General features: G+C 41.8%; 20 protein-coding genes and 1 pseudogene. 14 read left to right on the top strand and 7 right to left on the bottom strand.

The annotated features are described in order from the left end of the window. The first annotated feature begins 3 nt into the window (after positions 1-3). A complete protein-coding gene (locus NWP17_RS01270) occupies positions 4-1,593 on the top strand; it encodes a glycoside hydrolase family 57 protein (protein WP_280653104.1) in 1,590 nt (529 codons plus the stop codon). A 105-nt stretch (positions 1,594-1,698) separates the two neighbouring features. Here NWP17_RS01270 and NWP17_RS01275 read toward each other — a convergent pair whose 3' ends face one another. Next, complete coding sequence (locus NWP17_RS01275; RefSeq protein ID WP_280653105.1) at positions 1,699-2,133, bottom strand: DUF3531 family protein; 435 nt, start codon at positions 2,131-2,133, stop codon at positions 1,699-1,701. A 130-nt stretch (positions 2,134-2,263) separates the two neighbouring features. Then, entirely contained in the window at positions 2,264-3,178 is a 915-nt protein-coding gene (locus tag NWP17_RS01280; protein WP_280653106.1) for a Sll0314/Alr1548 family TPR repeat-containing protein, read from the bottom strand. Between the two features lie 126 nt (positions 3,179-3,304). Between NWP17_RS01280 and NWP17_RS01285 the strand changes: the two genes are divergently transcribed. From NWP17_RS01285 to NWP17_RS01315, 7 genes are all read left to right on the top strand, one after another. After that, positions 3,305-3,979, top strand: a complete 675-nt coding sequence (locus NWP17_RS01285; RefSeq protein WP_280653107.1) for an ABC transporter ATP-binding protein — start codon at positions 3,305-3,307, stop codon at positions 3,977-3,979. Positions 3,980-4,214: 235 nt separating this feature from the next. Continuing rightward, positions 4,215-4,931: a 16S rRNA (guanine(527)-N(7))-methyltransferase RsmG gene (gene rsmG / locus NWP17_RS01290; RefSeq protein ID WP_280653108.1), complete on the top strand. Its 717-nt coding sequence runs from the start codon at positions 4,215-4,217 to the stop codon at positions 4,929-4,931. Positions 4,932-5,104: 173 nt separating this feature from the next. Then, positions 5,105-5,638 (top strand): DUF29 family protein, encoded by a 534-nt coding sequence (locus tag NWP17_RS01295; protein ID WP_280653109.1) that lies wholly within the window; start codon positions 5,105-5,107, stop codon positions 5,636-5,638. 12 nt (positions 5,639-5,650) lie between these two features. Next, the gene (locus NWP17_RS01300) at positions 5,651-5,806 is read left to right on the top strand and encodes a hypothetical protein (protein WP_280653185.1); all 156 of its coding nucleotides are present in this window, start codon (positions 5,651-5,653) and stop codon (positions 5,804-5,806) included. A 181-nt stretch (positions 5,807-5,987) separates the two neighbouring features. After that, positions 5,988-8,951, top strand: a complete 2,964-nt coding sequence (locus tag NWP17_RS01305) for a type I restriction endonuclease subunit R (RefSeq protein ID WP_280653110.1) — start codon at positions 5,988-5,990, stop codon at positions 8,949-8,951. Between the two features lie 36 nt (positions 8,952-8,987). Continuing rightward, the gene (locus NWP17_RS01310) at positions 8,988-9,176 is read left to right on the top strand and encodes a hypothetical protein (protein WP_280653111.1); all 189 of its coding nucleotides are present in this window, start codon (positions 8,988-8,990) and stop codon (positions 9,174-9,176) included. Then, entirely contained in the window at positions 9,173-12,121 is a 2,949-nt protein-coding gene (locus NWP17_RS01315) for a type I restriction-modification system subunit M (RefSeq protein WP_280653112.1), read from the top strand. Before NWP17_RS01310 ends, NWP17_RS01315 begins: the two co-directional genes overlap by 4 nt. A gap of 187 nt (positions 12,122-12,308) precedes the next feature. Here NWP17_RS01315 and NWP17_RS01320 read toward each other — a convergent pair whose 3' ends face one another. Continuing rightward, the gene (locus tag NWP17_RS01320; RefSeq protein ID WP_280653113.1) at positions 12,309-13,730 is read right to left on the bottom strand and encodes an NADP-dependent isocitrate dehydrogenase; all 1,422 of its coding nucleotides are present in this window, start codon (positions 13,728-13,730) and stop codon (positions 12,309-12,311) included. 234 nt (positions 13,731-13,964) lie between these two features. Here NWP17_RS01320 and NWP17_RS01325 point away from each other — a divergent pair, with 234 nt between their 5' ends. Beyond that, positions 13,965-14,693 carry a GUN4 domain-containing protein gene (locus NWP17_RS01325; RefSeq protein ID WP_280653114.1) on the top strand — a complete coding sequence of 243 codons (729 nt, stop codon included), beginning with the start codon at positions 13,965-13,967 and terminating at the stop codon, positions 14,691-14,693. Between the two features lie 62 nt (positions 14,694-14,755). Next, the gene (locus tag NWP17_RS01330) at positions 14,756-15,856 is read left to right on the top strand and encodes an ABC transporter ATP-binding protein (RefSeq protein ID WP_280653115.1); all 1,101 of its coding nucleotides are present in this window, start codon (positions 14,756-14,758) and stop codon (positions 15,854-15,856) included. Between the two features lie 22 nt (positions 15,857-15,878). On the opposite strand, the gene NWP17_RS01335 is transcribed toward NWP17_RS01330, so the two are convergent. Both NWP17_RS01335 and mtnA read right to left on the bottom strand, forming a co-directional pair. Next, positions 15,879-16,811: a hypothetical protein gene (locus tag NWP17_RS01335; RefSeq protein ID WP_280653116.1), complete on the bottom strand. Its 933-nt coding sequence runs from the start codon at positions 16,809-16,811 to the stop codon at positions 15,879-15,881. Positions 16,812-16,887: 76 nt separating this feature from the next. Continuing rightward, positions 16,888-17,922, bottom strand: coding sequence for an S-methyl-5-thioribose-1-phosphate isomerase (gene mtnA / locus NWP17_RS01340; RefSeq protein WP_280653117.1), 1,035 nt, complete (start codon positions 17,920-17,922; stop codon positions 16,888-16,890). Positions 17,923-18,120: 198 nt separating this feature from the next. Between mtnA and NWP17_RS01345 the strand changes: the two genes are divergently transcribed. Then, entirely contained in the window at positions 18,121-18,513 is a 393-nt protein-coding gene (locus tag NWP17_RS01345) for a hypothetical protein (protein WP_280653118.1), read from the top strand. A gap of 116 nt (positions 18,514-18,629) precedes the next feature. On the opposite strand, the gene dxs is transcribed toward NWP17_RS01345, so the two are convergent. Both dxs and NWP17_RS01355 read right to left on the bottom strand, forming a co-directional pair. Continuing rightward, positions 18,630-20,537, bottom strand: a complete 1,908-nt coding sequence (gene dxs / locus NWP17_RS01350) for a 1-deoxy-D-xylulose-5-phosphate synthase (RefSeq protein ID WP_280653119.1) — start codon at positions 20,535-20,537, stop codon at positions 18,630-18,632. A gap of 81 nt (positions 20,538-20,618) precedes the next feature. Further along, positions 20,619-21,341 carry an S-layer homology domain-containing protein gene (locus tag NWP17_RS01355; RefSeq protein WP_425332632.1) on the bottom strand — a complete coding sequence of 241 codons (723 nt, stop codon included), beginning with the start codon at positions 21,339-21,341 and terminating at the stop codon, positions 20,619-20,621. A gap of 359 nt (positions 21,342-21,700) precedes the next feature. On the opposite strand from NWP17_RS01355, the gene rpiA reads away from it, so the two are divergent. The 3 genes and pseudogenes from rpiA to NWP17_RS01370 form a co-directional block, all read left to right on the top strand. Continuing rightward, entirely contained in the window at positions 21,701-22,411 is a 711-nt protein-coding gene (gene rpiA, locus NWP17_RS01360; RefSeq protein ID WP_280653121.1) for a ribose-5-phosphate isomerase RpiA, read from the top strand. Positions 22,412-22,485: 74 nt separating this feature from the next. Continuing rightward, positions 22,486-24,894 (top strand): GH116 family glycosyl hydrolase, encoded by a 2,409-nt coding sequence (locus NWP17_RS01365; protein WP_280653122.1) that lies wholly within the window; start codon positions 22,486-22,488, stop codon positions 24,892-24,894. A gap of 974 nt (positions 24,895-25,868) precedes the next feature. Beyond that, positions 25,869-26,138 (top strand): annotated as a pseudogene (locus NWP17_RS01370) (HetP family heterocyst commitment protein); the annotation flags it as partial. Positions 26,139-26,829: the final 691 nt, after the last annotated feature.

A 26,829-nucleotide genomic window follows, 5' to 3' on the forward strand; every position in this document is an offset into this window, starting at 1 on the left:
ACTATGGCTATAGGCTACGTCGCCCTTGTACTTCATGCACATCTGCCCTTTGTTCGTCACCCAGAAAGTGACTATGTGTTGGAAGAAGAATGGCTTTATGAAGCCATCACGGAAACATATATTCCCTTATTGAAGGTATTTGAGGGCTTAAAGCGAGATGGTATCGACTTCAAAATCACTATGAGTATGACACCCCCTCTGGTGTCTATGCTTCGTGACCCCCTGCTACAAGAACGCTATGACGCGCACTTAGCTAAATTAGAAGAACTCACAGAACTGGAAGTCGAGCATAATGCTAATCATGGGCATATTCGTTATTTAGCGGAACATTACGCCACTGAATTTAACGAAGCGCGTCAAGTATGGGAAAAGTACAACGGTGACTTGGTGACAGCATTTAAGCAGTTCCAAGACAGTAATAATTTAGAAATTATCACCTGTGGTGCTACCCACGGCTATCTACCACTAATGAAAATGTACCCCCAAGCTGTGTGGGCGCAGATTCAGGTGGCTTGCGAACATTATCAGCAAACTTTTGGACAAGCACCCAGGGGAATTTGGCTGCCGGAATGCGCTTATTATGAAGGTGTTGAGCGGATGCTGGCTGATGCTGGTTTACGCTATTTCCTCACCGATGGACATGGGATTTTATACGCCCGTCCTCGTCCCCGTTTTGGTACTTATGCGCCGATTTTTACAGAAACTGGTGTGGCTGCTTTTGGTCGAGACCATGAGTCTTCCCAACAAGTATGGTCTTCGGAAGTGGGCTATCCCGGTGCGGCAGAATATCGGGAATTTTACAAAGATTTGGGCTGGGAGGCTGAATATGAGTACATTAAGCCCTATATTATGCCCAATGGACAGCGCAAAAACACGGGCATTAAGTATCACAAAATCACTGGACGTGGTTTAGGTCTCTCGGACAAAGCCCTTTATGATCCTTATTGGGCTAAGGAAAAGGCCGCAGAACACGCTGGTAATTTTATGTATAACCGTGAACGTCAAAGCGAACACTTACACGGTATTATGGGTCGTCCGCCTATTATTGTTTCCCCTTATGATGCGGAGTTGTTTGGTCACTGGTGGTATGAAGGCCCATGGTTTATTGATTATTTGTTCCGTAAGTCATGGTATGACCAAGGAACTTATCAAATGACTCATTTGGCTGATTATTTGCGGTCAGAACCCAGTCAGCAAGTTTGTCGCCCTTCTCAGTCTAGTTGGGGTTATAAAGGTTTCCATGAGTATTGGTTGAATGAAACCAATGCTTGGATTTACCCACATTTACATAAAGCCACCGAACGGATGATTGAAATATCCCGCATGGAAGCTGAGGATGAATTGCAGGAAAAAGCACTCAACCAAGCAGCGCGGGAACTTTTACTAGCACAATCTTCCGACTGGGCCTTTATTATGCGGACAGGAACCATGGTTCCCTATGCGGTGAGAAGAACGCGATCGCACCTCATGCGGTTTAATAAGCTTTATGAAGAAGTGAAATTAGGTAAAGTTGATAGCGGTTGGCTGGAAAAAGTGGAATTAATGGATAATATCTTCCCACGCATCAATTATCGGGTTTACCGTCCTTGGTAGTGTTTCCAAAGTACCCTGGTAGAGACGCTCCATGGAACGTCTCTACTTAGTGGTTGTTTAGTGGTTGTTGACATCTCCCCTGGTTGAAACACAGGGGATTGGGGATTAATTTTCTGGATCAGCATCCTCCACAGGCCAATCTTCATTTTCCCCACCAATGTATAATTCATCAATGGTGACAAATTCCTCATTTAACTGTTGGAGAGCATTAATTAAAATATCAAGAGCGATCGCATCAGCAGTTCCCATGTCAAACCAACAACGCGCCCACTGTCCCTCATACTCAAACTCACCCATATTGTGCATCAGTGCCATGAAACTCTTATCATACCCATGGGAGTCATAATTCATATAACTAATATCCAGTCCGGTTTCTTGGACTTGGAGATTTTCGGCATTAAATGCGCCCAACTTACCCAGATAAAACCAAGAATTAAAAACCTCTTCTACATATTGCCTTTCTTGTCCAGAAGGAATTGTACTAAACTTAAGCCAAATCCACAGGTCAAAAGTGTCAACTTCACGGAACTGAATGTGCATTGCCCAGAATATCTCAATTACTCATTATAAGAATTAGCATAAGGCGGGTCATTAGTCATGAGTGAAAATAGAGGTAACAATCCAAAATCCAAAATCTAAAATCTAGAATCCAAAATCTAGAATCCAAAATCTAAAATCTAAAATTCACAGTGTTGTTGCGCTCCCGTTGTATTTGTCTCACCAAACTGGCGGGAAGTTGGGACTTTTTACTTAAGGCTTTGTCGAAATTATCCAGGGCTGCTTGCATGATGGAGGGACTTTTGGCTTCTTGTCCCTGTTCTCTCAAAATTTGAGCTTTGAGATAATATAACTCTGGGTGTTCAGATGTGATTTTTAATGCACTATTCACATATACCAAAGCCTGACTATACTGTTTTAAGTCCCGATAGGCAAGGGCTATACCTCTATCTGCTAAGTATTGGGGCGCAGCATTGGTTTTTAACCTAGCAATGGCATCATCAGGATCAGCAAACGGTAAATTAACTGCTAACATTAAATCCATGTAGCCTTTGAGCAAGTTTAACTCTGGATCTTGGGGGGCGATGGCCTCTGCTCGATCCAAATATTGATACACTTGGCGGAGACGATTTAATGCTTGAGGCGCACCTTTAAAAGTACCTTCACGGACGAGAATAGTTGCTCCCGTCAAAAAATGACCCACAGCAGTGTATATATTACCACGTAGTTCATCTGTAGCAAGTAGTTTTTGTCCGGCTTCGAGAGTTTTTTGGCTACAAGTATTAAGTGTAGCCCAGTCTTTATTGGCGTAAGCCAAAGATGCCTTCATGGCGTAAGCTAAAGGTTCATCTGGTTCGGATGACATGGCTTTTTGTAAGTAATTTTCCGCCGCTAGATAATCACCTTGTTGAAAAACCGCCTGAAAAGCTGCTTCCGTATTCTCGCCAATATTCCGAGGTTCTGTAGTGCGGAAAGGATCACCCGCAAAAGTGGGACTAACCCACAAGTTGAGTGCCATAGCAACTGTAACTGTTAAACTAATCTGAGTCAATCCTGTAAATTTTCCACCAAACAACCGTTTATCCATAGTCACCCTTTACAAATTAGTCCAAGTACTGTACACAGCTTGACTGGGTTGGGTTTGCCAAGTTCCCTCATGTGATTTTGTGGTTAATCTTATAGTAATCGGCTCAATTTTTAGTGATCCTCACCAATGCTATATCTTAGAAATCTCACATATCATCCCACAGCCTGCCCCTCAGCGATTCTCAAATCAATTAATCTAGAATTAGCGCCCCAGCAGCTGGGTATGATTATTGGGCCGAGTGGTTCTGGTAAAAGTACTCTACTAGAAATTTTATCCGGACTAGCAGAACCAACTTCTGGTTCAGTGTTTTGGCGAAACCAAGAACTTATCCCCGAACAGTTACAACAATTAGCAGGGTTAGTATTTCAGTTTCCAGAAAGGCACTTTTGCGGAGGGACGATTTTAGAAGAATTGCGTTTAGGACATCCTGAGCTAGGGTCAGAGCGTGTTAGCAAAGCATTAACAGAAGTGGGCTTAGAGCATTTACCCTTGTCCGCTGCACCCCACGCCTTGAGTGGTGGTCAGCAGCGACGTTTGGCCTTGGCGGTACAATTAATTCGTCAACCTAATGTATTGTTATTAGATGAACCCACAGCAGGGTTAGATTGGTCAATGCGTCAGCAACTGGTAAATTTATTGGCGAAACTCAAACAAGATTGGACTTTGTTGATAGTAACTCATGATGCCGGGGATATGCTGGCGATCGCAGACCAATGTTGGACACTCAACCACGGTACACTACAATCAATAGACCCAGCCACACTAAAAGCCAAAGCCGCAACAGCCATCACTAATGAGTAATGAATCTTGACACCTCCTCACGTTGCTATGCAACGTTTAGGAAGCCTAGGGGTTATCAAGCTCCCACTATGTTTTGATAGACCATTTTCTTAAGAGTAGCGAGCATCTTGCTCGCACTACAACATTATTATTGCCAATGGCTGTTACCTGTTGTTTCTTTGACGATTTTAGATTTTAGATTTTAGATTTTAGATTTTAGATTTTAGATTGTTCCCTATTCCCTCTATTTTGATCAATGACTAATTCATGGCAACAAACCCTCAATTGGCAGCCCAACCAACAACAGCAGCAACAATTCCAACATTTGTATGAATTGATTTTACAAGGTAATCAACAGTTAAATTTAACTCGTATCACCGACCCCCAAGAATTTTGGGAAAAACATCTCTGGGATTCACTGCGAGGCATATTACCACAAAAACAATTTATTTCCTCCCTCTCAGGAACTGCTTCTGTAATTGATATTGGCACCGGTGCGGGTTTTCCCGGTGTACCCGTAGCCATAGCCCTACCTAATTGTACAATTACTCTGGTGGATTCCACCAGAAAAAAAATTGCTTTTATAGAGCAACTTTTAACCAAAATTACCTTAACTAACGCCAAAACCGTAATTGCTAGAGCAGAAGAAATAGGACATCATCCCCAGCACCGCCAAACCTACGATGTAGCTTTAATTCGCGCCGTTGGTCACCCCTCTGTCTGCGCTGAATACACTTTACCATTACTCAAACAAGGTGGTTTAGCCGTCGTTTATCGTGGTAACTGGACAGCAGAAGAAACCAAATCTTTGCAAAACGCAGTTAAGCAATTAGGCGGAGTAATTGAATTAATTGATCAATTTACAACTCCTTTAACTAACAGCATTCGTCACTGTTTGTATTTGCGAAAAATCACCAACACCCCCGATAAATTTCCCCGTGCTGCGGGTGTACCCACCCAAAAGCCATTATAAATCAGTACTTGACTGCTATATAATATAATAGTTGTAGTGAGTAGGATATAAATAAAAATGTGATAAAAAACTTTTTATATTCCTGAATTATTGCATTTAGCAGCACAACAGCTTACTCATATCCTGTTATGGTTTTCACAACATCATCCTAATTTGTCGATTCAGAAAAGAAAATGACCCAAGAACTAACAGACCTCAGAAACAGTATTATACAAGGACGTTACGCAGATGCTCTGGCTATTGTTGATGAGTTAGAAGGGATGAGTAAACAAGCCATTCTGCGTAATATCCAATCTTATGTCAACATTTTACTGATTCATCTCATTAAAAATCAAATAGAACAACGATTAACCGCTTCGTGGGTCAGTTCTATCCGTAATTCAATCCGAGAAGTGAAAAAGTTGAATATTAAAGCCCATAAAAAATCCTATTACATCAACCAAGATGAATGGGAGAATTTGATCCAAGAAGAAGTTATGGAAGATGCGATCGCTGATGCTAGTTTAGAAGTGATGAATGGTAAGTACAGTCAATTTCAACTGGGTGAAATCATAGATAGAAATAAGTTAATAGACAATGCTTTACAGTTTTTAGCCCTGACTTATACTTATTCAGCCAAAGAATTACCTGCAATTGTCACCGAAAAGTTAGGTCAGTTACCCGGTGGTGAAGACTGGAAAGCAGGGACAGGAAATCAAAGAGGGTAGAGGTTAAAGAAAATGACCCAGGAACTAACAGACCTCAGAAACAGTATTATACAAGGACGTTACGCAGATGCTCTGGCTATTGTTGATGAGTTAGAAGGGATGAGTAAAAAAGTCATTGGAATAGCCAACACGGGTAATCAATGGTTTCAAGGGTTCGCACAAAATTGATCATGATGTAAATTTTTTGTAACAAATTCAACTTTATCGCCTGTGTTTACAATATATTAAAAAAGTATATTGAGTAAGTATATAGTAAGTATATAGTAAGTATATAAATAGGGTTTCAGTCTGATAAAAGATTCCCGCTTATTTATCCCATTTTGTAAAACATTGCCGAAAACGGAAGTTAATGACTGAACAAATAATCGAACAAGCTCTGATCGAAAAACTTAGCAATCTTAAATACATTTATCGCCAGGACATCCGCGATCGCACCACACTAGAAAAGAACTTCCGCCAAAAGTTTGAGACCCTCAACCGAGTGCATCTGACCGATAAGGAATTTACCCGACTATTGGATCAGATCATCACCCCTGATGTTTTTACCGCCGCCCGACACCTACGCGATCACAACAGCTTTGAGCGGGACGATGGTACACCTCTGTTTTATACCCTCGTTAATATCAAAGATTGGTGTAAAAACACTTTTGAGGTGATCAATCAACTTCGTATCAATACTGCTAATAGCTATCACCGCTATGATGTCATGCTGCTGATCAACGGTTTACCAGTGGTACAAATCGAGCTAAAAACTCTGACCATTAGTCCGCGCCGCGCCATACAGCAGATCGTTGATTACAAAAACGATCCAGGCAATGGCTACACCAAAACCTTGCTGTGCTTCCTACAACTGTTCATTGTCAGCAACCGCAGCGACACTTGGTACTTTGCCAACAATAACAGCCACCATTTCAGTTTTGATGCTGAAGAGCGCTTTTTGCCTATCTATCAGTTTGCTGGGGAAGACAATAAAAAAATTACCCATCTGGATAGCTTCGCTGAGAAGTTTCTGGCTAAATGTACACTAGGGGAGATGATTAGCCGCTATATGGTGCTGGTGGCTAGTGAGCGAAAGCTAATGATGATGCGTCCCTATCAGATTTATGCTGTTAAGTCTATTGTAGAGTGTATTCACCAGAATGGCGGCAATGGCTACATTTGGCATACTACAGGTAGTGGCAAAACCCTCACTTCCTTTAAAGCATCAACACTGCTCAAAGATAATCCAGATATTGAGAAATGCCTGTTTGTGGTTGATCGGAAGGATCTAGATCGGCAAACACGGGAAGAATTTAACAGGTTTCAACAAGGGTGCGTCGAAGAAAATACCAACACCGAAGCCCTAGTGGAGCGTCTGTTATCTGATGACTATGCTGACAAGGTGATTGTTGCTACTATTCAGAAACTTAGTTTAGCACTGGATGACAAAAGCAAAAATGGCAAAAATCGCAACTATAAGCAACGACTAGAGCCACTTCGCCAGAAACGTATTGTTTTTATTTTTGATGAATGTCATCGATCGCAATTTGGCGAAAACCACAGAGCAATAAAAGAATTTTTCCCAAAATCTCAACTATTTGGCTTTACAGGTACGCCCATCTTTCCAGAAAATGCCACCTATCAGCAGATTGAAGGTGAACAAGCCTCCTATAAAACCACCTTAGATATTTTCCAACATCAACTGCACTCCTACACGATTACCGACGCGATTGAAGACTGCAATGTGCTGCGCTTCCATATTGACTATTACAAGCCCGAAGGGAAAAATCTGCCCAAGCCAGGGGAAACCATAGCTAAAAGGGCAATTGTGGAAGCAATTTTGACAAAACACGATGCTGCAACTGCTGGGCGAAAGTTCAACGCAATTCTAGCCACAAGCTGTATTAATGATGCCATCGCCTATCACCACCTGTTTAAAGAAATTCAGGCAGAAAAACAGGCCGAAGATAGCAACTTCCAGCCTTTGAACATTGCCTGTGTGTTTTCCCCTCCTGCCGACGGTAACAAAGATGTACAACAGATCCAAGAAGACCTACCCCAGGAAAAAGCGGATAACCAAGTTGCTCCAGACGAAAAAAAAGCGGCACTAAAAAGGATTATAGCTGATTACAATGCAGGCTATGGTACAAATCACGACATCAATACTTTTGACCTGTACTATCAGGATGTGCAGAAACGCATTAAGGATCAGCAATACCCTAATCAAGATTTGCCCCATGCTCAAAAAATTGACATCACGATTGTAGTGGATATGTTGTTAACAGGCTTCGATTCTAAATACTTAAATACGCTCTATGTAGACAAAAATTTAAAATATCACGGGTTAATTCAGGCCTTTTCCCGTACTAATCGCCTCCTGAATGACACTAAACCCTATGGCAACATTCTCGATTTTCGGCAACAAAAGGACTCTGTAGATCAAGCCATCGAGCTATTCTCTGGTGAATCTAAGGAACGATCCAAAGAAATCTGGCTGGTTGACCCTGCTCCTGTAGCGATCGGCAAACTCCAAGTAGCGGTTAAAAACCTCGATGAGTTTATGCAATCCCAAGGTTTAGCCTATACCCCCGAAGAAGTGCCTAATCTTAAAGGTGATGCAGCCCGGAGTCAGTTTGTCAATCTCTTTAAGGAGATACAACGACTAAAAACCCAACTTGACCAATACACTGACCTAACCACAGAAAATACTGAGACAATAGCAGAAGTGATTCCCCAAGAGCAGTTACAAGCCTTTCGGGGGGTATATCTAGAGACCGCCCAAAGGCTAAAAGTGCAACAGGGCAAAAGTACCACCAGTCCAGAAGTAGAACAACTGGATTTTGAATTTGTCTTGTTTGCTTCCACAGTAATTGATTATGACTACATCATGGCGCTAATTGCTCGCTATACCCAGGAGGAATCGGGTAAGCAGAAGATGTCCCGTCAAGAGTTAATCGGGCTGATCCAGTCTGATGCTAAGTTTATGAATGAGGATATTACCGCCTACATTGATACATTACCCATAGGCAAGAGTTTAAATGAAAAGGCAATCCGTGAAGGTTATGAACAATTCAAAGCAGAGAAAAATGCTCAAGAATTAGTTGCAATTGCTGAAAAGCATGGGCTAGAAGCTGCGGCTCTGCAAGGGTTTGTGGATGGCATTTTGCGGCGGATGATTTTCGATGGTCAGCAACTTAGCGATTTACTGGCTCCCTTGGATTTGGGTTGGAAAGCACGTATTCGCCAGGAGTTGGCTTTGATGGAGGATTTAACGCCTTGGCTGAAGAAATTGGCGCAAGGTCGGAAAATTTCGGGGTTGGCTGCCTATGAGTGATAATTTCATGAGTAAATCCTTGCTCGCACCCAATCTATGAGCAGCGAACTGGAAATATCCCAAGAACACGTCACTAATAATCAAGCCGTGGGACAAACCCTATTGGATCGGGGAATCCCCCCGGAAAATCTGCCCCCTGCTGAAGATGTGAAAAAAGTAGAGCGCCGTCTAAGTTCGGCGGAGAAGACTGTAGACAAGAATCAAGATGGGTTGGAAAGTAAATGAGCAGCCAAAAAAATATACCTAAGTTGCGTTTTCCTGAGTTTAGAGATGCGGGAGTGTGGAGGGAAAGCAAACTTGAAAATATATTAGAGCTATTGTCAGGCTACGCATTCAAAAGCGAGTATTTTTCTGAAAACGGGAAAAAACTATTGACTCCAAAGAATTTTACTAAAGATGGGAATGCAAATTTTAGCAAGGAAAACACAAAGTTTACAACTGAAGAATGCGATTCTAGATATGTTTGTAAAGAAGGGGATTTACTGCTGTTGCTGACAGATTTAACACCTTCATGTGAGTTGTTAGGTATGCCTATATTTATCAAAAAAGAAGATGGCGAATCTTTGTTAAATCAACGAATAGTTAAAGTAATTCCAACAAAAGAGACAAGTATCAATTTCTTGCTTTTTTTCTTTCTAACTAATTCTTACAGAAAAAGAATAAAAAATACTGCAACAGGCTCTACAGTTAGGCATAGTTCAAACAAAATCATATTAGGTACTAGTTTATATTTCCCATCACTTCCCGAACAACAAAAAATCGCCGATTGCCTCAGTTCACTGGACGATCGCATCACCACCGAAAACGAAAAACTCGACACCCTCAAGACACACAAAAAAGGGCTAATGCAGCAACTTTTCCCCGCACAAGGCGAAACCCTGCCAAAATTGCGCTTTCCTGAGTTTCGGGATGCGGGAGTGTGGGAAGAGAAAAAGTTAGGTGAAATAGCAGCTTTTCACAAGGGTAAAGGGATTTCAAAAGCAGACATTGATAGTAATGGAAAAATTCCGTGCGTCCGCTATGGAGAACTTTATACACACTATAAAGAAATAATTAGTAGTATTGCTTCAAAAACAAATCTGTCTATAACTGAGCTTTTTTTAGGTTGTAAAAATGATGTAATTATTCCTTCATCGGGTGAAACAAAATTAGATATTGCAACCGCATCCTGTCTTACTTTGGACGGCGTAGCTTTAGGCGGTGATATAAATGTGATTCGCTGCGATCAAAATGGCATTTTTATGAGCTATTACCTAAATGCTTGTAAGAAATTTGAAATAGCGAAAATAGCTCAAGGTGACACTGTAGTTCATTTATATTCAAGTCAGTTAAGGAAACTTGATATAACGCTGCCAAAACTTCCCGAACAACAAAAAATCGCCGATTGCCTCAGTTCACTGGACGATCGCATCACCGCCGAAAACGAAAAACTCGACACCCTCAAAACACACAAAAAAGGGCTAATGCAGCAACTTTTCCCCGCAGAAGGCGAAACCCTGCCCAAGAAAAAGTTAGAAGATATTGCACCGCTTCAACACAGAACCATCATGACCGAACAAAATCACAAACAACTAGGCACAACCCTCTGGGGCATCGCTGACCAACTGCGCGGAGCCATGAACGCCGACGACTTCCGCGATTATATGCTATCGTTTCTATTCCTACGCTACCTATCCGACAACTACGAAGCCGCCGCCCAAAAAGAACTAGGCTCAGACTACCCTGATAACAATATATTAGGACTTACCGAGAATAGCAAGACCACGCCTCTTCAACTCTGGTATGACCAAAATCCAGATGATATAAAGGAATTTGAGAAACAGATGCGCCGTAAAGCGCATTACGTCATCAAACCTCAACACCTTTGGGGAAACATTGCGGAGATGGCACGCACCCAAAACAAAAAACTACTTGAAACCCTGCAAGAAGGCTTAAAATACATTGAAAACGAATCCTTTGACAGTAACTTTCAAGGTCTATTCTCAGAAATTAACCTAAATTCAGAAAAGCTCGGTAAAACACTTCCAGATCGAAATGCCAAACTCTGCACCATCATCACCGCCATCGCTGAAGGACTAAATAATTTTTCCACCGACAGCGACACACTAGGCGATGCCTATGAATACCTCATTGGACAGTTTGCATCAGGCTCAGGGAAAAAAGCAGGGGAATTTTATACCCCTCAACAAATTTCCAGCATTTTATCAGCGGTCGTCACTCTCGACAGCCAAGACCCCAGCACAGGCAAAAAGAAACATCTGGACAGCGTACTTGACTTTGCTTGTGGCTCTGGCTCACTACTGCTCAACGTGCGCCACCAGCTTGGACTCCAAGGCATCAGCAAAATCTACGGACAGGAAAAAAACATCACCACCTACAACCTAGCGCGGATGAATATGCTTCTCCATGGAGTCAAAGATTCCGAATTTGAGATTTTTCATGGTGATACCCTACTCAACCAATGGGAGATGCTAAAGGAAGCTAACCCCGCCAAAAAACCATCTTTTGATGCCGTAGTCGCCAACCCACCCTTTAGCTACCGATGGGAACCCACCGAGGCAATGAGCAATGATGTGCGCTTCAAGAATTACGGATTAGCGCCCAAATCAGCCGCCGACTTTGCCTTTTTGCTGCACGGGTTTCATTACCTCAAACCAGAAGGAACAATGGCGATCGTGCTGCCCCACGGCGTACTGTTCCGAGGAGGCGCAGAAGAAAAAATACGCACCAAGCTACTCAAAGATGACAACATCGACACCGTAATCGGCTTACCTGCCAACCTGTTTTATTCTACAGGTATCCCAGTCTGCATTTTGGTACTAAAGAAATGTAAAAAGCCCGATGATGTGTTATTCATCAACGCCGCCGAGTATTTCGAGAAAGGCAAACGTCAAAATCGTTTGCTACCAGAACATATCAGCAAAATTATTGACACTTACCAATTCCGCCGATCAGAAGAGCGTTATTCTCGGATTGTACCCATGACAGAAATCGAATCCAATGGCTACAACCTAAATATTTCTCGCTATATCAGCACCGCCATGTCAGAAGAAGAAATTGACCTAGACGCGGTGCATTCTACTCTGCTGGAAGTAGAAAAAAAAATTGATGCGTCAACAAAAAGGCATAACCAGTTTCTCAAAGAACTTGGTTTACCGCCCTTACCCTAGCACAGCTTGAGAGTCAGTTGCCCGTCTCTGAAAAAATAAAATTTAGTTGGGGACTTCCAAGAAATAAATTATTAGAAGTCTCTTAGTGTCACGAACCAAGAACTACCTCCAATGGTGGTGAAAACCTTAACTCAGTTACCAGGGGGAGACATTTGGTAATAGGGCGGGGATTTTCCCGCCACCAAGATTAACTAAAATGTTGAATAATTGCTTCGGCAAATTCAGAACATTTTAAGGGTTCCACTGCTGGTTCTAACAACCGGGCTAAATCGTATGTAACTTCACTGTTAGCGATCGCCCGTCCTAAACCTTGTTTAATTAGGTCTGCGGCTTCTTGCCAACCCAGGTATTCCAGCATCATCACACCAGACAAAATCACAGAACCGGGATTAATCCTATCTAAGCCAGCGTGTTTAGGTGCCGTACCGTGGGTGGCTTCAAATATAGCGCAAGCATCCCCAATATTTGCTCCTGGACCCATTCCTAAACCGCCGACAATAGCCGCAGCTGCATCAGACAAGTAATCCCCATTTAAGTTCATAGTAGCCAAAATGGAATACTCATCGGGTCTGGTTTGGATTTGTTGAAAAATACTGTCAGCAATGCGGTCATTAACCATAACTTTATCTTGCCATTGACCGTTTCCGTGGCTGTCCCCAATTGTCTGGAGAACTGTTTGCACTTCCTGGACAATTTGCGCTTTTTTCTCTGGTGTCAGGGAATCATAACCAGGGTCAACTTGACGGGCGTTATCCTCCGGGGAAAGATGGGGATTTTTTGCTTGATTACTTAAAATCCAAGATTCCCGTTCTGTAACGCATTGTTGCCTAAATTCAGTGGTGGCCAGTTCATAACCCCAATCACGGAAAGCGCCCTCAGTATATTTCATAATATTACCCTTATGCACCAACGTCACTTGTTGTTTGGGTTTAGGTAGCAGCAAAGCGTGTTTAATTGCCCGACGCACTAAACGCTGAGAACCGGTTTTGCTGATGGGTTTGATACCAATACCCGCATCAAGGGGAATTTGCTTCTTACCATGTTCTGGGGTAGCCGGGATTAATTCTTGATTAAGAATTTTAATCAAGCGATCGCCTATTTCGCTCCCCTGTTTCCACTCAATACCCAAATAAATATCCTCGGTATTTTCCCGATAGACAATCACATCCAGTTTTTCCGGGTTTTTGTGGGGTGAAGGTGTCCCTGGATAATAGCCGCAAGGACGCACACAAGCGTATAAGTCAAAAATTTGCCGTAGTGCTACATTTAAAGAACGAATCCCCCCGCCCACGGGAGTAGTCAAAGGACCTTTAATTGCTACACCATATTCTTGAATTGCCGTTAAAGTGTCATCGGGTAAATACTGGTATGTGCCGTATAAATCACAGGCTTCATCACCAGCATAAACCTTAAACCAACTAATTTGACGCTCACCCTTGTATGCTTTAGCCACCGCAGCATCTAGCACTTTTTGGGCAGCTGGCCAAATATCAATGCCCGTGCCATCGCCCCGAATAAAGGGGATAATTGGATTGTCAGGCACAATTGGCTCACCATTTTCAAAAGTGATTTTTGTTCCGGTGGTGGGGGGGATAATCTTGTCGTACATATTTCAAACACTCCTGAATGATACGCTGCTATGTCTTTTGTTCACCAAGTGACGAGGCGCAGATTTTCCCCTGGTTTTGCGTCCAGCATTTGGGACTCTAAGCTGGGATTCAGTGAAGGTATGGCAATTTTGTACGATCAAAAATAGTAAACTACTTTTCGCTATTAGTGCTTCACTAAGAAGAACAATCAATAGCCCATCGCTTTTTCACTGAACACTAACACAAGTAATGGAATGACAGACCCAATGATTCTATCAGGCACTGCTAATGACATCGACTCACTCCGGCAATCGTTAATCGCTGGGTCTATTCAAGTCCAACAACAGATTATCCCACAGTTAGCTAACTTGGGTAATGATGGATTAAATGTGTTGATGGAATTTTTACAGCAACGACGTGATCACCCAGCGACTTGGATCGATGGCAAAGTTTACCAAGTCCTGTATAATTCTGATGCACCGCAGGTAGAGGAATTTTTGCTTTCTTGCTTTCCTGAAGGAATTGTACCTCTAAAATCAGATGGAGGGATTGATTATCTTCCCTTGCAACAGCTACTTACCATTCAGGACTTCCAAGCAGCCGATCGCATGACTATCCAAAAGCTATGTGAATTAGCCGGTCCCCTGGCTGTGAAAAGAAAATGGTTATATTTTACCGAAGCAGAAAATGCCCCCATTGTTGACTTGCAAACCATTAACAACCTCTGGCTAGTCCACTCAGAAGGCAAGTTTGGCTTTTCGGTACAACGGGAAATTTGGTTAAGCGTGGGCAAGAATTGGGACAACTTATGGACTAAAATAGGCTGGAAAAGCGGTAACAACTGGACGCGGTATCCCCATCAGTTTACCTGGGATTTGACCGCCCCTAGAGGTCATTTACCTCTGTCTAATCAACTGCGGGGGGTGCGGGTCATAGCTGCTTTATTATCACATCCAGCTTGGTCTCAAACTAGCAAAAGCTGAATCATAGTCTGAATTAGCAAAATAATTTGATTGGCCTTTAAGTCTAAATTTGACATCGACTCATGGCAAAAGTTTATTTAGAAAAAATTAGGCGTAAGTTTAACAACGTCACTGCTATCGACGACATTACCTTGGAAATTCCCGATGGAGAATTTTGGGTTTTGGTGGGTCCTTCCGGTTGTGGTAAGTCCACAATTTTACGAACCATCGCCGGTTTGGAATCAGCTACATCTGGTAATTTGTTTATCGGTGATCAACTGGTGAATGGTATCCCAGCCAGACAGCGTGATATAGCTATGGTTTTCCAAAATTACGCCCTTTATCCGCACATGACAGTGGCGGAAAATATCGCCTTTGGCTTAAAAATGCGGAAAGTTGACCCGAAAATTATTCAAGAACGATTGGTGAATGTGGCGCGATCGCTTGTTCTCGAACACTTACTAGACCGCAAACCAAAACAACTTTCTGGGGGGCAACAACAAAGGGTAGCATTAGGACGAGCGATCGCCCGTGAACCCCAAGTATTTTTACTTGATGAGCCATTGTCTAATTTAGATGCTCAGTTACGAGATGACACAAGGGCAGAATTAAAACAGTTACATCAGCAATTAGGCATTACAACAATTTACGTCACCCACGATCAAGTTGAAGCCATGACCCTGGCGGATAAAATTGTGGTGCTAGACAGGGGTAGGATTCAGCAAATTGGTGATCCTCAAGGTATTTATGCCCTTCCCGCAAACCAAATGGTGGCAACTTTTTTAGGTAATCCCCCCATGAATATCTTACCTGCCATCTACAAAGATAATGTTTTTGATGTAACTGGGCAGCCATTACCAGTCCCTGCACTGGTGCGGGAAAAAGTAGACTTACGCCCAGGACAAACCTTTGATTTGGGCATTCGTCCCGAACATATTTATATTATTGATCCAGCAAATCCCCCAGACAACCAAGCATTGTTAGTAGTTGACGTGAAAATAGTAGAACCTTTGGGTCGAGAAACTTTGATTCGTGCTAATTTACCTGGTTCCAGGGGAATGCTCAATATTCAAATACCTGCTGATATTCGTCCCCGTCCCGGCGATAGCTTATCTTTACAATTAGATTTAAATCAGTTGTTTGTATTTGATACCGCAACTGGTGAGAGAATCTCGCCCCCCTAGCAGCCATCCCAGGGGGTAAAATTCATCTAGCCACAACATCCTCTAATACTACATTGAGGATTTCTTTATTTCCTTTCCGGACAATGAGGGTGGAAGCAGCATTTCCATCTTCAGTGATAGGTGTTGACAATATGTATCTATAATTTCCATTCACCCAACCTGTAACACATTCACCATCACGACATCTAACTTTACCCCCAGTTAACTTAATACAGTTCCCCTTGTCATCACATCCTTTATAAGTGAGATTTCCTGTATTGTTCACCCCTGACCAAGAATTTCTGTTACCAATGGTAATCGTCCATTTACCATTACTTAAGGTTTGTGTATCACTGGGTGAAGTTTTACTTGGTGAATTAGCCCCTAAAATTTCCATTTGCGAAATGATTAATTCTCGGCGAGTTTTACCGCAGGGTTCGTTACTTTCGCAATCATTTAATGATGCCATTTCATAACGGGCGCGGACTTTGCGATTTAAATATTTTTTTGCTTCCGCACAAATGTCAAAGTCAGCACCTATATTATGTTCTCGCCCTTGTTCATCTACCACAGTGGCGTAACAAATAATATCACCTTGGACTAATTCTTTAACTGTGACAATTTCTGGTTTATTCTTAGCTGTTTTATTAACTACCTCGGTTGTTTTGGGTTTACTGGCACTACTTGGCTGAGAAACTGTAGTTTTTTTTGTAGTTGGTGTTGAAATTTCTTCAGTAGATTTGTTCGTAGTATTTGCAACAGTGTTATTGGTTGTGTTGGGTTTACTTTCACTACTTGGCTGAGAAACTGTAGTTTCTTCTGTAGTTGGTGTTGAAATTTCTTCAGTAGATTGATTAGTAGTATTTACTACATTGTTATCCGTCGCTTGATTGACGTTACCATTTGAAGAACCACCACAACTAGTAATCAAAATTGAGGAAACAATTAAGGCAATTGTGGGAATTAACCTGTTCATGTGTTTTTAAAGCTGCAAATGTTACTAATGTTAATTGTTTTATGTTAATTATTTTACTTGCTCCCACCGCTAAAACTTAATAAAACTTAAGTTTCACCAAATCAGCAGGAGGAAATGCCCCATTTTCCGTGATTATGGCTGTAATTAACTCAGCCGGGGTAACATCAAAAGCAGGATTGTAGAAATCAACACCCGACGGTGTGATCATACTCTGTCCCACTTGGTATATTTCCACTGAGTCACGCTCCTCAATAGGAATATTACTACCATCAGCTAAGGTAAAATCAACAGTAGACAAGGGAGCAGCCACAAAAAAAGGTATATGATGGGCTTGGGCTGCGATCGCCACACTATAAGTACCAATTTTATTAGCAGTGTCACCATTAGCAGCAATGCGGTCAGCACCCACAACCACGGCATCAATTAAACCTTGTTTCATGCAATGAGCCGCCATACCGTCAGTAACTACTGTGACGGGTATACCTTCTTGAACACATTCCCAAGCTGTGAGTTTTGCCCCTTGTAAGCGGGGGCGAGTTTCGTCAGCAAATACACGCTGTAAACGTTCTTCTCTCCAAGCAGAACGGACCACACCCAAAGCTGTACCGTAACCAGCAGTAGCTAAAGCACCAGCATTGCAGTGAGTAAGAATTGTTAGCTTCTGTGGGGTGGTGGGTAATGCTGCCAAACCATGGTCACCAATGGCTTGACAGGTTTGTAAATCTTCAGCATTGATGGCTTGGGCTGTTTGCCAAAGATGGTGTTTAATTTCCTCCAGAGTTCCCAAACTTTCGTAAGCAGTTTTCATCATCCTACCAATTGCCCAAAATAAATTGACTGCTGTCGGGCGGGTAGAACGCAACAACTGGGCTACTTTTTCTAATTTTTCTAAAAACTCTTGGTGATTTTTGGCTTCAATTTCTCTCGCACCCAGATACATACCATAAGCCGCAGCCACACCAATGGCAGGCGCACCTCGGACAATCATACTTTTAATTGCCAGTGCCATATCTTCACTGCGGTGAATGGTGACAATATTATACTCGTGAGGTAAGCGGGTTTGGTCAATTAAGGAAACAGCGTTGTTTTGCCAAATAACAGGGTAAAGCATAGGGGTAAAACACAATACTATAGGCCTTGGCGATCGCATCTAACTTGATACATATTACACTTAATAATACTGATTAAATCATTAAAACTTGTAAATTTTTTATCAACTTATGAAAAGATTTTTTCTATTACATTAACTCTGAGAGTTGCAGTTTAAGAGTTGATATCATAAATATACAAACTCAATCAGTATTTTTCTATGAAGTGTTCCTCTCAAGCCTTGGCATTTTGCAGTTACTATTGGGGATTACTAACTATTATTTTTACTGTTTCCCTGCCTGCTCAAGCATCAATTGTTTGTGAACCAGGAACAACGACTAAACATTCTAACAACTCATTGGCGGGCTGCATCCTTGGTCAAGACATGACCATAAAACTCTCTACCTCCAATGCAGGGACACATAATTTTGATTGCCAAAGCCAAAGTTATATATATTTTGATGAAAATGGGCAGTTTGAAAGTTGTCAGCTTGCACAGGATATGTATTTAAAACAAGGCAACTCTATTACCAAATGTCCAGCAGATTATAGAGTATATGTTTCATCTCTGGGTAATGGTATTTTATCAGTCAACTGTAGGCCTTTGAGGTAAAGTTAACTATATGTGCCTTAGAAAACACTTACATGGACAATGAACTGTCCCCAGCGTGCGGGAATGATTTTACTCCCCTCTCCTAGGAGAGGGGCTGAGGTGAGGTCAAATCCTAACTAGACAAGAGCCGATGCTTGCTTTTGAAAGAAAGCATCCATAACACTTTCAGCCATTTGACGACTAGTTAAACCTAATTCCGCCTTTGACTCATCCGGTGTAGCATGATCCACCAACACATCTGGTACACCAATACGCTTAACGGGAACCACAACATCGCCATCTAGGAGTGCTTCTGCCACAGCAGAACCAAAACCACCCATAACACAACCTTCTTCCACAGTAACCACACGGCCAATTTCCTTGGCTAGAGGTAAAATTAATTCCATATCCAAAGGCTTGACAAAACGGGCATTGATCACAGTTGCCTCAATACCATGTTCGCTAAGAATTTCTGCTGCCTGCATACTGGGATACACCATAGTACCATAGCCGATGATTAATACATCATCTCCCTGGCGCAGAATTTCCCCCTTACCAATATCTAAAGGTTCCCAGCCCTCTTCCATCAGGGGAACACCGTAACCGTTGCCACGGGGGTAGCGCATGGCAATTGGTCCACTGGTGTAGTTAATACCAGTTACCACCATACGTTGTAATTCGGCTTCGTCCTTCGGTGCCATTAATACCATATTGGGAATACAGCGCAGATAGGCGATGTCATACATACCTTGGTGAGTGGGACCATCAGCACCAACAAGTCCTGCCCTATCTAAACAGAAAAACACAGGCAGGTTTTGAATACAAACATCGTGAATAATCTGGTCATAAGCCCGTTGGAGAAAGGTAGAGTAAATAGCAGCCACAGGGCGCATTCCCTCACAAGCCATCCCCGCAGCTAAAGTGACAGCGTGTTGTTCAGCAATACCAACATCAATATATTGTGATGGTAGTTTAGCTTGGAGTTTATCTAAACCTGTTCCTGTGGCCATGGCCGCGGTAATACCCACAATTTTGGGGTTTTGTTCAGCAAGTTTAACTAAAGTGTGGGAAAAAACCTTAGCATAAGAAGGAGGCTTGGGCTTACTTGAGGGGATTGCTTTCCCTGTGGTCAAGTTAAATGGACTTTGGGCATGGTAGCTGACTTTATCTTGTTCGGCGATTTCATAGCCCTTGCCCTTTACTGTTACCACATGGACTAAAACCGGACCCGTCATCTCATGTGCTTGCTGGAAAGTAGAAATAAGTTCCTCTAGGTTATGTCCATCCACCGGGCCAATATAAGTAAAACCTAGTTCTTCAAAAACTGCTCCCACCTTGGGAACCGCTAAACGCTTCATTCCTTCTTTGATGCGTCCCAATTCTGGAGACAAAGACTCACCCACAAAGGGAATGTGCTTAAACTGTTCCTCAAAATTATCTTTGATAAATTGCACCGGTGGACTAAGGCGCATTTTATTGAGGTAGCGAGGAATAGCCCCTACGTTGGGAGAAATAGACATTTCGTTGTCATTGAGAACAACTAGCAGTTTAGTTTTAGGTAAATGTCCAGCATGGTTGATGGCTTCTAAAGCCATACCTCCTGTTAAAGCACCATCACCAATTACGGCCACTGATTTAAATTTTTCCCCTTTCAACTCTCCCGCTAAAGCCATACCCAGCGCTGCGGAAATACTGGTGGAAGCGTGTCCCGCACCAAAGTGATCAAATTTGCTTTCACTAAGCTTCAGATAACCCGCAATTCCGTCTTTTTGTCTGAGGGTGTGAAAATTGTTGTAGCGTCCGGTTAGAAGCTTATGGGGATAAGCTTGATGTCCCACATCCCAAATGACTTTATCCCGATCCAAATCCAGTGTTTGATAAAGCGCTAGTGTTAACTCGACCACTCCCAAACCAGGGCCTAAATGTCCGCCACTGGCGGCTACGGTTTGTAAGTGCTTGTCTCTAATTTGACGGGCAATTTGTTGTAACTGCCGAATTGGCAAACCATGTAACTGATTAGGATGGGTTATTTCACTTAGATGCATACTATATAGTATTCCTCTTTCAACTCTACTTCTATGATTTTTTGATTTTCCCACGGTGGGGCTGCCTCTCCAATTATTTAGTTATTGGTCATTGGCCTGATCTGGGGGTGGGGTATGACCAGTAACTAATGGCATTTCTGGCTGTGGTTGCTGTCTTTGTAAGTACTTACTTAACACATAAGCCATATCTCCATGGGTCATGGGACGTAATGGGGATATGTTATTTTGGGGGTCTGTGTTAACAAATCCTTCTGCAAGCACTGTGGCGATGGCTTTTCTTGCCCAACCTGGTATTGATCCTGCATCGGGATGCGGATCAAGTATTTCGTTGATGGTGTCATCACTAAACTGAAATACTCCATGGGCTTGGGCAAAAATCGCTAATGCCTCTGCCCTTGTTACTTTTTGATTAGGAAAGAATAAATTGCCCCTATATCCTTTCATGATATCAGTTTTTAGCACCGCTTGAATATGATTAAATGCCCAATGGGAAAGGGGAACATCTGCAACAGTTTTAGATTTTTGTTCTTTAACAGCTTCGCGGTTCTCTAGGTTAAATGTTTTCACCAAAATCGCCGCTAATTCCGCACGATTAATCATCCTTTCTGGGGCAAATTTTCCATCACCTGAATTACTCATTAATTCGGTGATAACTACTTGTTTTATGGCTTCAGACTCTAGTTTTTCACTTGGTTCTAGACTTCTAGCCAGAGTTAATCTCATGTTTGGCAGTAATAGCACTAGAAAAAAAGTACTTAGCAACTTCCCCTTTTTGATCATGATTTTGATGTTGCTATTTTGCATCTACAAGTATTAGTGGTTATCAGGATGTTAACTTAGACTAATTGACGCATTTTAGCTTGACAAAGTTGCCACTATGATCTCAATAATTTGTCCGGTTGCTTCTAAATTTACATTTAAGTTATTTATGGTTGAATATGGTAAAAATGATTTTACTTGGATTTTACTTAGTATTAACTGTCAGGTAAACACTAGATAGACATTATAACCTAACTCTCCTAATTGTGTTGTGTAGTTCAGCAATCATCCCAGAGGCAGAAATAATGGGGAATTTTGGGTGAATTAATCGGGAAACGCCTGGGATGTAGTATAGTCGGCCGTGATAGATTAGATTATTTAGTCAATATTTCAGGAGTTTTGGGATGAGCGCAACAGTAGACCCAGTTAAGTTAATGAAGCAAGAAGTTGGCAAAGCCGCAGCAGCCTTGGTACAATCAGGCTCAATTGTGGGATTGGGTACAGGGTCAACTACAGCTTATACAATTCAGTTTTTAGGCGATCGCCTCAAGTCCGGTGAAATTAAAGATATTATCGGTATTCCTACTTCTTTTCAATCAGAAGTTCTAGCCAAAGAATACGGCGTACCCCTGACTACCTTAGATGCTGTTGACCACATTGATATTGCCATTGATGGGGCTGATGAAGTTGACCCCCACAAGAACTTGATTAAAGGCGGTGGTGCAGCACATACCCGGGAAAAAGTCGTAGATTACTTAGCAAATCAATTTATCGTCGTGGTAGATGGTGGTAAATTAGTAGACCGTTTGGGGTCTTCTTTTGCCGTACCTGTAGAGGTGATACCCATGGCCATTACTCCTGTAACTAATACCATTAAAAAACTCGGTGGTAAACCTGAACTCCGCATGGGGGTAAAAAAAGCCGGTCCGGTGATCACCGACCAAGGCAATATGGTATTAGATGTCAGATTTGACTCAATTGATGACCCCGTTAGTTTAGAAAAGACACTAAATAATATTCCCGGTGTGTTGGAAAATGGCATTTTCGTAAATTGTGTAGATGTAGTTTTAGTAGGGGAAGTTAAAGACGGTCAGCCTTTAGTACGTCAACTGTAAGCAAAACTGGGAATTGAAAAGTTACTCATCAGGTTACGCCGCCATAGCGTAACCCCAGGTTGTAAAATCAGGTCATGATAAAATTACCTTCCTCTACAATTCCTGTTTGCGCTTGGAGTCGTCCCATCGGTTTAGGCTGGGACAATTCCTATACTGTCCGCTATTCTAGTAATATTGATGATGGACCTTGGCACGGTATGCCCTTGGGTGGCTTTGGTGCTGGTTGTATCGGTCGTTCTTCAAGAGGAGACTTTAATTTATGGCACATTGATGGCGGTGAACATACCTTTCAAAATATCCCCGCTTGTCAATTTAGTGTGTTTGAATCTCATGCTACCTCTTCTCAAGCTTATGCCTTAGCCACACAACCCCCTGAAGATGGTAGTTTAGCCGCTTGGCAATGGTATCCAGCATCTACAGCCACACAATACACGGGAACTTATTACGCCTTATATCCCCGTAGCTGGTTTGTCTATGAAAATGTTTTACAAGCCCAGTTAACTTGTGAGCAATTTTCACCAATTTGGGCAGGAAATTATCAAGAATCTAGCTACCCCGTGGCAGTGTTTAACTGGAATGCTTACAACCCCACCAATACACCGATTACTTTAAGTATCATGCTCACTTGGCAAAATATGGTGGGCTGGTTTACTAACGCCCTCAAGTCTCCAGAAGTGCGGATACGGGATGATGGGAGTCCAGTTTATACATATCAGCCGCCTTTAGGAAATAGTGAAAATAATTATAATCTCATCACAGAAAATACAGAATACTTTAGTTGCTTTTTAGGCCGGGTTGATGGTGACTCGGTGGCAGAAGGCTACGGCAGTTGGTGTATTTCTACCATTAAGCATCCACAGATAGAGGTATTTTACCATACTCGCTGGAATCCTGCGGGGACAGGGGCGGATGTGTGGCAAAGCTTTATGGCTGATGGTTCTTTGCCTAATTATCAAGATGCTAATCCTGCGTTAGAAAACACACAAATAGGGGCTGCGATCGCATTACGTTTCACTCTCCAACCAGGGGAAAATTTGGCTATTCCCTTTGTACTGGCTTGGGATTTTCCAGTAACAGAATTTGCAGCCGGGATTAGTTATTATCGCAGATATACTGACTTTTTCGGACGCGGTGGTAATCATGCCTGGGCAATAGCTACCAGCGCCCTGAGCCAATATAATACATGGCGGGAAAAGATACACGAATGGCAAGAACCGATACTAAACCGGACAGATTTACCCGACTGGTTGAAAATGGCTTTATTTAATGAGCTATACCACCTGACTAGTGGGGGAACTCTCTGGAGTGCTGCATCTGAACTTGACCCCATGGGTCAATTTGCAGTGCTGGAGTGCTTAGATTATCGTTGGTATGAAAGTCTAGATGTACGCTTGTATGGTTCCTTTGCACTATTAATGTTGTTTCCGGAACTAGAAAAATCAGTAATGCGGGCATTTGCACGGGCAATTCCCCATAGTGATGATCACCAACGTGTAATTGGCTATTACTATACTATTGGGGCCCAGACTACAACCGCAGCCCGGAAAGTAGCAGGAGCAACGCCTCATGATTTGGGGGCACCTAATGAACACGTTTGGGAAAAAACTAATTACACCTGCTATCAAGACTGCAATTTGTGGAAAGATTTGGGTAGTGATTTTGTCTTACAAGTCTACCGGGACTTTCTGCTCACTGGTGGTGATGATCTGCAATTTTTGGCAGACTGTTGGGATGGAGTTGTGCAAACCCTCCATTATCTGAAAACTTTTGATTTAGATGGCGACGGTATTCCTGAAAATTCCGGAGCGCCTGACCAAACCTTTGACGATTGGCGGTTACAGGGTGTAAGTGCTTATTGTGGGGGGTTGTGGTTAGCAGCTTTAGAAGCAGCCATAGCCATCAGCCAAATTTTATCTAAGAACCACCTTGGCGACGCTGAAGATTTGGCGGTGCAAAAATCCACCTACGAAACATGGTTAGCACAGTCACTGCCCATTTATCAAGCAAAACTCTGGAATGGTCAGTATTACCGCCTCGACAGTGACAGTGGTTCAGATGTGGTTATGGCAGATCAATTGTGTGGACAATTCTATGCGCGTTTATTGGCATTGCCGGATATTGTACCAAGCGATCGCGCCTTGTCTGCCTTACAAACTGTTTATCATGCTTGCTTTCTTAAATTCTATGATGGTGAGTTTGGTGCTGCTAATGGTGTTCGTCCTGATGGTTCACCAGAAAACCCCAATGCTACCCATCCTTTGGAAGTCTGGACAGGAATTAACTTTGGACTAGCAGCATTTCTAGTCCAAATGGGGATGAGGGATGAAGCCTTGAACTTAACAGCAGTTGTAGTCAAGCAAATTTATGATCATGGCTTGCAATTCCGCACACCAGAAGCAATTACCCCATCTGGTACATTCCGGGCTAGTACTTATCTGCGGGCTATGGCTATTTGGGCAATTTATTTAGTCATGAGTGAGTAGAGAGACGCTTCAAACACATCTTTGTTGACTACGCTCTTGTCTGAGTACCGGCTAGAAGCCGGTGCTACTGATATTAGATAATAAAAGCGATCGCTTTAGCAGTTATCAGTTTAAATACAGATGACTGTATTTAGCAGCACAACAGCTTAACACGCAGTGTAAAACTGAACATAGATAATTTGTGGTTTGATTTTCCGGGTATTTGATCAACTAAAAGAACATATAACTAGGGTTAAAAAAGATTGCCAATACTTACGAATTAAAACTGTTTTTTGCCAAGACAGGAAGGTTACTAATAGTAACCTCTGCATCACACCTAACTATGAAAAGTTTGATGTTTTTGGTTGATTAGTATACTTTTACTTATCTAAATGAGAAATTATACTAATTTATTAGATAGTTTAAAGCTATAGACCATTGATAATCAACAATTGGGAAAAAATCAGATAAAAATAATTCTCAATAGTTATCAATCAACTATAAATTTCCACTTCTCTCATGTTAATTAAATTGATTTAATTAACACTTGTTTATTAATGTATTTAGTGCTAAATTTCATAATATGGTCATGAATAAGCGAGTTAAAAATGTGTTGCTAACGAGGGGTTTGACCCCTTAACACCTATTTAAAAAAATGGCATAAGATAAACCTAAAATATACAATATAGTTATCAGGATAAATCAATTAAAAGAGTTTAAAAACTGTATCTACCACTAACTAATTCAAGGTCAGCTTATGGACAGAATCATCAGGTACAGTGGAAACCTTAATTTAAGGGAGATGTTCGGCAATGAAACTTTATGATTTTTATCTTTACTACTATTGTCAATCTCACTTAGCGGTAATTAAGATAATAAAACAGTGATTGAGAAATGCAAAAATTTCTTTACGTAGCTGTGGATACAACTCTTTTTACCACCAATCAATAACTGCAAGTTAAGTTTAACAAGTCTGGGCAAAGATAACTAAAACTATGAATCACAATATTTCTGGAATTAGTAGCAACTTCAATCAATCTGTCAAAGCAGAACAATTCGATCAAATAGTAGAAGCAATTCTTGCTGGTAAGTATTCCTGGGCTTGTGTTTTAATGCTACGCATAGTTGGTTACAATCCTTTACATTACATTCCCTATCGAACTTACAACCGACTACTTAAAGAAAATACTCAATTTAGCACAGGACAGGAACAGCATAAACAAAATATAAAAGCTGTTAAACCATCCATCAACCAAAAGTCTGAAATTCAGATGATGTTTGAGAAGTAAGAAAAGTATTGTCATAGGGGCGGTAATGCGCCCCGTCATGAGTCACTAATCATGGAAATTGATAAAATCTGCCAAAATGGCAAATATTGATAGCAAAAATCCTATCAAAACATAGTGGGAGCCTGAGAACCCCTACGCTAAAGCCTAGGGGATGAAACGCGGATCAACAGGGTTTATCTTGTCCTATCCTTAACAAAAGGCGATGGGTATTTACAAAGCATTTTTGTTCAGTTAAAATCAAAAAAAGCATCTACAAATTGGTGAAAAACCCATAAGATGCCAACTCAATTAGTCACACAGCTAAGTATAATCTTAGTTAAGGTGAGTAAGGGAGCTTTGACACTCCCAAAACAATATGATTTAATAAATCATATCCTAAACGTTGCCTAGCGTCTGTGATGACCGCGTAGCAACATCAGTTTAGAATCGCCTGTGTTTCAACCAGGGGAAATGTCAAACATTAGAAATAACCACTCAACCAGAGGTGATAAAAGAACAATTCATTTACAAAGTCAAGTCAATGAATATCTGATTATCAAACAAATTTGATTGGTTGTTGTTGCTGAACCAGTCAGTATCTCTGAGAGTGAATAACCATTTAACCAATACTGATGATACTAGCGTTACTATTGGTGGTTCTTTTTCTGCACAAGCCCTTGAGTCTTTT

It is taken from the genome of Chrysosporum bergii ANA360D (genome assembly GCF_029891735.1).
Taxonomy (GTDB): Bacteria; Cyanobacteriota; Cyanobacteriia; order Cyanobacteriales; family Nostocaceae; genus Umezakia; species Umezakia bergii.

What these genes read in the sequence shown, in the direction of transcription:
- NWP17_RS01270 (WP_280653104.1), top strand. Translation starts at nt 4, where the DNA reads ATGGCTATAGGCTACGTCGCCCTTGTACTTCATGCACATCTGCCCTTT.
- NWP17_RS01275 (WP_280653105.1), bottom strand. Translation starts at nt 2,133, where the DNA reads ATGCACATTCAGTTCCGTGAAGTTGACACTTTTGACCTGTGGATTTGG.
- NWP17_RS01280 (WP_280653106.1), bottom strand. Translation starts at nt 3,178, where the DNA reads ATGGATAAACGGTTGTTTGGTGGAAAATTTACAGGATTGACTCAGATT.
- NWP17_RS01285 (WP_280653107.1), top strand. Translation starts at nt 3,305, where the DNA reads ATGCTATATCTTAGAAATCTCACATATCATCCCACAGCCTGCCCCTCA.
- rsmG (WP_280653108.1), top strand. Translation starts at nt 4,215, where the DNA reads ATGACTAATTCATGGCAACAAACCCTCAATTGGCAGCCCAACCAACAA.
- NWP17_RS01295 (WP_280653109.1), top strand. Translation starts at nt 5,105, where the DNA reads ATGACCCAAGAACTAACAGACCTCAGAAACAGTATTATACAAGGACGT.
- NWP17_RS01300 (WP_280653185.1), top strand. Translation starts at nt 5,651, where the DNA reads ATGACCCAGGAACTAACAGACCTCAGAAACAGTATTATACAAGGACGT.
- NWP17_RS01305 (WP_280653110.1), top strand. Translation starts at nt 5,988, where the DNA reads ATGACTGAACAAATAATCGAACAAGCTCTGATCGAAAAACTTAGCAAT.
- NWP17_RS01310 (WP_280653111.1), top strand. Translation starts at nt 8,988, where the DNA reads ATGAGCAGCGAACTGGAAATATCCCAAGAACACGTCACTAATAATCAA.
- NWP17_RS01315 (WP_280653112.1), top strand. Translation starts at nt 9,173, where the DNA reads ATGAGCAGCCAAAAAAATATACCTAAGTTGCGTTTTCCTGAGTTTAGA.
- NWP17_RS01320 (WP_280653113.1), bottom strand. Translation starts at nt 13,730, where the DNA reads ATGTACGACAAGATTATCCCCCCCACCACCGGAACAAAAATCACTTTT.
- NWP17_RS01325 (WP_280653114.1), top strand. Translation starts at nt 13,965, where the DNA reads ATGACAGACCCAATGATTCTATCAGGCACTGCTAATGACATCGACTCA.
- NWP17_RS01330 (WP_280653115.1), top strand. Translation starts at nt 14,756, where the DNA reads ATGGCAAAAGTTTATTTAGAAAAAATTAGGCGTAAGTTTAACAACGTC.
- NWP17_RS01335 (WP_280653116.1), bottom strand. Translation starts at nt 16,811, where the DNA reads ATGAACAGGTTAATTCCCACAATTGCCTTAATTGTTTCCTCAATTTTG.
- mtnA (WP_280653117.1), bottom strand. Translation starts at nt 17,922, where the DNA reads ATGCTTTACCCTGTTATTTGGCAAAACAACGCTGTTTCCTTAATTGAC.
- NWP17_RS01345 (WP_280653118.1), top strand. Translation starts at nt 18,121, where the DNA reads ATGAAGTGTTCCTCTCAAGCCTTGGCATTTTGCAGTTACTATTGGGGA.
- dxs (WP_280653119.1), bottom strand. Translation starts at nt 20,537, where the DNA reads ATGCATCTAAGTGAAATAACCCATCCTAATCAGTTACATGGTTTGCCA.
- NWP17_RS01355 (WP_425332632.1), bottom strand. Translation starts at nt 21,341, where the DNA reads ATGCAAAATAGCAACATCAAAATCATGATCAAAAAGGGGAAGTTGCTA.
- rpiA (WP_280653121.1), top strand. Translation starts at nt 21,701, where the DNA reads ATGAGCGCAACAGTAGACCCAGTTAAGTTAATGAAGCAAGAAGTTGGC.
- NWP17_RS01365 (WP_280653122.1), top strand. Translation starts at nt 22,486, where the DNA reads ATGATAAAATTACCTTCCTCTACAATTCCTGTTTGCGCTTGGAGTCGT.